We start from the raw sequence: 230 nt of genomic DNA on the forward strand, positions 1-230 counted from the left end.
GTACCAGCAAGCTGCGCGACGAAATGCAGTTGTCCACGCCGAACTGGTTCTCCTGGTACACGAAGAACGACCTGTACTCGAAGGAAAAGCTCACGGGCGACCTCGAGGCCGTGCGCTCGTACTACCTGAACCGCGGCTACCTCGAGTTCAACATTGAGTCGACCCAGGTGTCGATCTCGCCCGACAAGAAGGACATGTACCTGACGGTCACGCTGCACGAAGGCGAGCCG

Annotated in this window: 1 protein-coding gene; it reads left to right on the forward strand. The window is 59.1% G+C overall.

Annotated elements, in window-relative coordinates; all coding sequences use genetic code 11:
- Positions 1–230: POTRA domain-containing protein (locus SB751_RS35870; protein ID WP_410749715.1), on the forward strand; the 230-nt coding region annotated here is incomplete at both ends.

This window comes from Cupriavidus sp. SIMBA_020, assembly GCF_046535395.1.
Classification (GTDB): Bacteria; Pseudomonadota; Gammaproteobacteria; order Burkholderiales; family Burkholderiaceae; genus Cupriavidus; species Cupriavidus campinensis.